Source organism: Streptomyces sp. NPDC051913 (assembly GCF_044593635.1).
Taxonomy (GTDB): Bacteria; Actinomycetota; Actinomycetes; order Streptomycetales; family Streptomycetaceae; genus Streptomyces.
On record NZ_JBIUCI010000044.1, the window covers coordinates 1 to 6,014 of the forward strand.

Here is a 6,014-nt window from a genome sequence, read left to right on the forward strand (position 1 = left end):
GCCGATGGCTCCGGCGCCGAGGACTGCGACTTTCATGGGGTGGGAGCTCCGTTCGGTCGAGGGTGTACCGCGGAACCGTCGAACTGTGTCGACGACATATTGTCTACAGTATGTGAGGTGAGGCGGCAAGGGTCGGGACGCACCTGTGCGGTTCCACGGAGGTCGGGAAACCGGGTGGTCCGACCGTTCGGCGCGCCCCGCGTACCGCTCATCGCATACGGTCGACGCGCCGCCTTCTCAACTCCCGCGCAGCTCCCTACTGTCCGGGATCATGAGTCCCCCTGTCGCACCGGCCGGCTGGAGCCGCTGGCTCGTTCCCCCCGCCGCCCTCTCGGTCCACCTCTCCATCGGCCAGGCCTACGCCTGGTCCGTGTTCAAGCCGCCCCTGGAGTCCGCGCTCGGTCTGAGCGGCACCCAGAGCGCGTTGCCCTTCCAGCTCGGCATCGTCATGCTCGGCCTGTCCGCCGCGTTCGGCGGCACGCTCGTCGAGCGCAACGGGCCGCGCTGGGCGATGACCGTCGCCCTCATCTGCTTCTCGTCCGGCTTCCTGCTCTCCGCGCTGGGCGCGGCCACCGAGCAGTACTGGCTGATCGTCCTCGGCTACGGCTTCGTCGGCGGCATAGGTCTCGGCATCGGCTACATCTCGCCGGTCTCGACTCTGATCAAATGGTTCCCGGATCGGCCCGGCATGGCCACCGGCATCGCCATCATGGGCTTCGGCGGCGGTGCGCTGATCGCCTCGCCGTGGTCGGCGCAGATGCTGGAGTCGTTCGGCTCCGACAGCTCCGGGATCGCGCTGGCGTTCCTGGTGCACGGGTTGTCGTACGCCGTCTTCATGACGCTCGGCGTGCTGCTCGTGCGGGTGCCGCGTACCGAGAGGCCGGTGGAGGGGGCGCCCAGCATCACCTCGGGGCCGCAGGTCTCCGCGCGCAGCGCGGTGCGCACCCCGCAGTTCTGGTGTCTGTGGGTCGTGCTCTGCATGAACGTGACCGCGGGCATCGGCATCCTGGAGAAGGCCGCCCCGATGATCACGGACTTCTTCAAGAACACCTCGACAACGGTGTCAGTGTCCGCGGCGGCCGGTTTCGTCGCGCTGCTGTCGGCGGCCAACATGGCCGGCCGGATCGGCTGGTCGTCCACCTCGGACCTGATCGGCCGCAAGAACATCTACCGCCTCTATCTGGGCGCGGGTGCCGTGATGTACCTGCTCATCGCGCTGGTCGGCGACTCGTCCAAGCCGCTGTTCATCCTGTGCGCGCTGGTGATCCTCTCCTTCTACGGCGGTGGCTTCGCGACGATCCCCGCCTATCTGAAGGACCTGTTCGGGACCTACCAGGTCGGCGCCATCCACGGGCGGCTGCTCACCGCCTGGTCCACGGCCGGTGTCCTCGGGCCGCTGATCGTCAACTGGATCGCAGACCGGCAGGAGGAGGCCGGCAAGAGCGGTTCCTCGCTCTACACCCTGTCCCTGTTCATCATGATCGGGCTGCTGGCGGTCGGGTTCGTCGCCAACGAACTGGTCCGTCCCGTCCACTCCCGTCACCACATCCCCGCACCGAGGGAGGCCGCCGATGTCGCAGAACGACAGCAGTCCGCAGAGTCCGCCTGACCGGCGACCGCTGATCGCCTTCGCCTGGCTGTGGGTGGGGGTACCGCTCGCCTACGGGGTGTACGAGCTCGTACAGAAGGCGACTCAGCTGTTCACCGGGTGACTGTTCGGTAGGTGTCCGGGCGTCCGACCGTCAGGAGGTCGGGCGCCCCAGGGCCTGACAGAAGCCGACAACCCCGGCGCCTGTTTCCTGTCGCCTTACCTGACGCCGTACCCGTGAGTCACTGATCAGACTGGTGGATCCCGCTACCCAAGGCTACGAGGGGGACCCTCCAGATGAACGGCTCGCGTATCGCCGCCGTCGGCCACTACCAGCCCGCCAAGGTACTCACCAACGAGGACCTGGCGGGCATGGTGGACACCAGTGACGAGTGGATCAGGAGCCGGGTGGGCATCCGTACGCGGCACATCGCCGGGCCGGACGAGCCCGTCGACGAGCTGGCCGCGCATGCCGCCGCCAAGGCGCTGGCCGCGGCCGGTCTCGTCCCCGGCGACATCGACCTGGTCCTGGTGGCCACGTCGACCGCCGTCGACCGGTCCCCGAACATGGCCGCCCGGGTCGCCGCCCGGCTCGGCATTCCCTCGCCGGCCGCGATGGACGTCAACGTGGTCTGCGCGGGTTTCACGCACGCGCTGGCCACCGCCGACCACGCCGTGCGGGCCGGGGCCTCGGCCCGGGCGCTCGTCATCGGTGCCGACAAGATGTCCGAGGTCACCGACTGGACCGACCGCACCACCTGTGTGCTCGTCGGGGACGGGGCGGGGGCCGCGGTCGTCGAGGCCTGCGGACCGGGTGAAGAGGCCGGTATCGGGCCGGTGCTGTGGGGGTCGGTGCCGGAGATGGGGCACGCGGTGCGGATCGAGGGGCAGCCCGCGCGGTTCGCCCAGGAGGGGCAGAGCGTGTACCGGTGGGCGACCACCCAGCTGCCGCCCATCGCCCGCAAGGCCTGCGAGAAGGCGGGGCTCGTGCCCGAGGACCTCGCCGGGGTCGTGCTGCACCAGGCCAACCTGCGGATCATCGAGCCTCTCGCCCAGAAGATCGGCGCCGTCAACGCGGTCGTGGCCCGTGATGTCGCCGAGTCCGGCAACACGTCGGCGGCCAGTATTCCGCTCGCCTTCTCCAAGCTGGTGGAGCAGGGGGCGCTGTCCTCCGGGGATCCGGTGCTGTTGTTCGGGTTCGGTGGGAACCTGTCGTACGCGGGACAGGTCGTGCGGTGCCCCTGACGGGCTGATGGCGGGGCATGCACCGTGGACGGACCGGCGCCGTAGACTGTAGACGAAAGCCAATTCATACTGGCTTTCGGCTGCGACCGCCCACGCCGACCGGAGGGGGACGGACCATGTTGTCGACGACTGGCCTGCCGCAGGGTGCGGTGCCCAAGCTCGAACGCCCCGGCCCGTTGCGTGACCGTGTGTACGAGGCGCTCCTCGAACTGATCACCACGCGTGCGTTGCAGCCTGGTCAGCATCTGGTCGAGAGTGAGCTGGCTGGGCATCTGGGGGTCTCGCGGCAGCCGGTGCGGGAGGCGTTGCAGCGGCTCAGTACCGAGGGGTGGGTGGATCTGCGGCCCGCGCAGGGTGCGTTCGTGCACGAGCCCACCGAGGAGGAGGCCGATCAGCTCCTCACCGTGCGGACACTGCTGGAGGCCGAGGCCGCCCGGCTCGCCGCGGTGCACGCGGACGGCGCCGGACTCACCGCCCTGCGGGAGATCCTGGAGGAGGGCCTGGCGGCTGTCGCCGCGGACGACGTGGACGCCGCCGTCGTCCTCAACGCCCGGTTCCACGCCACGGTCATGAGGCTGGCCGGCAACGCGGTCCTCGCGGAGCTGGCCGCCCAGGTCGACCGGCGGGTCCGCTGGTACTACACGCCGGTGGCCCGACAGCGCGGCCGGCAGTCCTGGATCGAGCACCGCGACCTGATCGCGGCGATCGAGGCCCACGACGAGACACTGGCGACCCGCCTCATGCGCGAACACACGGAGCACACGAGACGCTCGTACCACGCGCGGACCAAGTCCTGAGCGGCGACGCGAAGGCCCGGGCGCGGGTCTGAAGGAGGGCCCGCGCCAGGATCCAGGGCCCGGCGCACACGCGAGACGTGCCCGCGCCGCCCCTGAGCAAAAGGAGGGCCCGCGCCAGGATCCAGGGCCCGGCGCACACGCGAGACGTGCCCGCGCCGCCCCTGAGTAAGATGGGGACCCGCGCCCCCACGGAACCTTGCCGTCGGTCGCACATTCGATGGCCGACGCCAAGGCCCCAGCACGCACACCGGCGCGACAGACGCGCCCGCGTCGTACACCTGCGCGCCCTGCCCGCACACCGCGAGGCCCTCGTAGCCGAGGTCGTCGAGGATGTGCCGGGTCCACGGGACCGCGCGGCCGGTCACCACGATGTGTGCGGCACCGGCCGCCGTGGCCGCGGCGAGCGCGGCACGGGTGCGGTCCGAGACCGACTCGTCGGAGCGCAGGAGCGTCCCGTCGAGGTCGGTCGCGATCAGCCGGTAAGGGAATCCCCTGGTCGCGGGGACCTTGCCGACATCGGCGTGGGCCTACGCCTCACCCCGGCCGTCGCCTCGTGCGCGCGCCAAGTCCCTTGCCTCCGTGCCTCGTCCGCACCAGCGTGCTTCCACCGCCAGCATGGTCACCAACACCGCTACCAGGGCGATGAGTTCGGTGGCGGCCGCGGTGTGCATGCCCAGGAGGGCGGTCGCCAGGGCCACCGGTGCGGCTGTCGCGCGGAAGCGGACGGGGCGCAGGCGCAGGGCCGCGCGGAAGGCGACGTCTCCGGTGAGGAAGAGCGCGACTCCGCCCGCGAGGGCCAACGCCGGGCCGGTGTGGAGGTGTTCGGTGAGGTGGCCCAGGGTCTTCTTCACACCCGCGGCCAGGAAGGCGATGCCCAGCAGCATCGGCAGGAAGGCGTAGTAGTACGCGTTCATCGCCAGCCGGAACCGGGCCGCGGCGGGCGTCGCGCGGAAGACCTCCTCGGCCAGCTCCTCGTCCCGGACGAAGTACGTCCACCACAGGGCCGTCGCCAGCGCGAGGGCGAGGAACGCGCCGCCGAACAGGTCCGCCGTGAGCGGCAGATCGCCGATGCCGATGCCGATCGCGATGACGGACTCGCCGAACGCGACGATGAGCAGCAGCCCGTGCCGCTCCACGAAGTGCGCCGGGTTGAGGCTGCCGAGCTGGGCGCGCAGTGCCTCGGGAGTGCGGCCGTCGGACCGGCCCGGGCCCCGCTCGGCCACGTACGGTGTGACGAACTGCAGGGCCAGGGCCAGGACCCACAGCCCGTCCGCGGCCAGGCCGTCGAGCAGGCCCGCGACCGTCACGGAGACACCGGCCAGCGCGTTCGGGACGCCGTACCAGATGGAGTCCCGGCCGTGGCTGCGGGTGTAGAGCGCGGTGTGCACGACGACCACGAGCAGGAACCCGAGCCCGAAGACCACGCCGGTGTCGTCGAAGACCCGGGGGACCGCGAGGGCGCAGACCATGAATCCGCCCATGCCGAGCATCAGCCCCAGCCGCCGTGACGGCCGGTCCGGCGGCACCTGGTTGGTGAGGTACGCGTACGCCCCGTACATCCAGAACAGCACGAGGAAGATGAGCGCGACGCGGCCGGCCGTGGCGAAGGAGAGATCGCCCGCGAGCAGCACGGTGAGCTGGGTGAGAGTGAAGACGAAGACGAGGTCGAAGAAGAGCTCCAGCGTCGTGACCCTGCGATCCGGTTCACGTCCGGGTTCCCGGACCGGCTCCCGGTCTGGTTCCCCCACCGGCTCCTCCGCTGGTTCTTCCACTGGTTCCTCCACTGCGGAGTTCATGTGGTCCCCCTGTGTCGACGTTGATCAGATCGTATGGGGAGCGCGACATGGCTCCGGTCTTTGTCCTGCGAGTGGGAAAAGTCGCCGGTAACTCGTGCACAGCTTCTTCCCAGGTTCGGCGGTCACTGCTACGTTCCCCTCGAAAGCCCGACAGTTGGTGGCCGGTCCAGGCGGGGAGGGGCATGTGAGACGTATGACGGCACGTCCCGCGAACGCGCATCAGGCCCGGCTGCTCAAGCTGTTGCGCGACGGGGGTCCCAACTCCCGCGCGCAGCTCGGCGATCAGGTCGATCTCTCGCGGTCCAAGCTGGCCGTGGAGGTGGACCGGCTCCTGGAGACGGGCCTGGTCGTGGCCGACGGACTCGCCGCCTCGCGCGGTGGCCGCCGCTCCCACAACATCCGGCTCAACCCGGGTCTCCGCTTCCTCGGCGTGGACATCGGCGCGACCTCGGTCGACGTCGCCGTCACCAACGCCGAACTGGAGATCCTCGGCCATCTGAACCAGCCGATGGACGTCCGGGAGGGGCCGGTCGCGGTCTTCGAGCAGGTGCTGGCGATGGCCGCGAAGTTGCGGGCGACGGGGCTGGC

The 6,014-nt window shown here is 70.4% G+C and carries 5 protein-coding genes and 2 pseudogenes; 5 read left to right on the forward strand and 2 right to left on the reverse strand.

The genetic code is table 11. The features are described 5' to 3' along the window. Nucleotides 1-271: 271 nt before the first annotated feature. The 4 genes from ACIHIX_RS47760 to ACIHIX_RS47775 all read left to right on the forward strand — a co-directional run bounded on the left by ACIHIX_RS47760 (nt 272) and on the right by ACIHIX_RS47775 (nt 3,630). On the forward strand, nt 272-1,609 hold the full coding sequence (locus tag ACIHIX_RS47760) for an OFA family MFS transporter (RefSeq protein WP_399966959.1): 1,338 nt from the start codon (nt 272-274) through the stop codon (nt 1,607-1,609). After that, a complete protein-coding gene (locus ACIHIX_RS47765) occupies nt 1,572-1,712 on the forward strand; it encodes a hypothetical protein (RefSeq protein ID WP_256780014.1) in 141 nt (46 codons plus the stop codon). The genes ACIHIX_RS47760 and ACIHIX_RS47765 overlap by 38 nt, the downstream gene beginning before the upstream one ends. A gap of 173 nt (nt 1,713-1,885) precedes the next feature. After that, entirely contained in the window at nt 1,886-2,833 is a 948-nt protein-coding gene (locus tag ACIHIX_RS47770) for a beta-ketoacyl-ACP synthase III (protein WP_399966960.1), read from the forward strand. A gap of 119 nt (nt 2,834-2,952) precedes the next feature. Further along, nucleotides 2,953-3,630, forward strand: a complete 678-nt coding sequence (locus tag ACIHIX_RS47775) for a GntR family transcriptional regulator (RefSeq protein ID WP_399966962.1) — start codon at nt 2,953-2,955, stop codon at nt 3,628-3,630. 260 nt (nt 3,631-3,890) lie between these two features. On the opposite strand, the pseudogene ACIHIX_RS47780 reads toward ACIHIX_RS47775, so the two are convergent. Together ACIHIX_RS47780 and ACIHIX_RS47785 are read right to left on the reverse strand one after the other, a co-directional pair. Then, nucleotides 3,891-4,106, reverse strand: a pseudogene (locus ACIHIX_RS47780) (HAD family hydrolase); the annotation flags it as partial. 51 nt (nt 4,107-4,157) lie between these two features. Beyond that, the gene (locus ACIHIX_RS47785) at nt 4,158-5,426 is read right to left on the reverse strand and encodes a low temperature requirement protein A (protein ID WP_399966961.1); all 1,269 of its coding nucleotides are present in this window, start codon (nt 5,424-5,426) and stop codon (nt 4,158-4,160) included. A 193-nt stretch (nt 5,427-5,619) separates the two neighbouring features. Between ACIHIX_RS47785 and ACIHIX_RS47790 the strand changes: the two are divergent. Continuing rightward, a pseudogene (locus ACIHIX_RS47790) lies at nt 5,620-6,014 on the forward strand (sugar kinase); the annotation flags it as partial.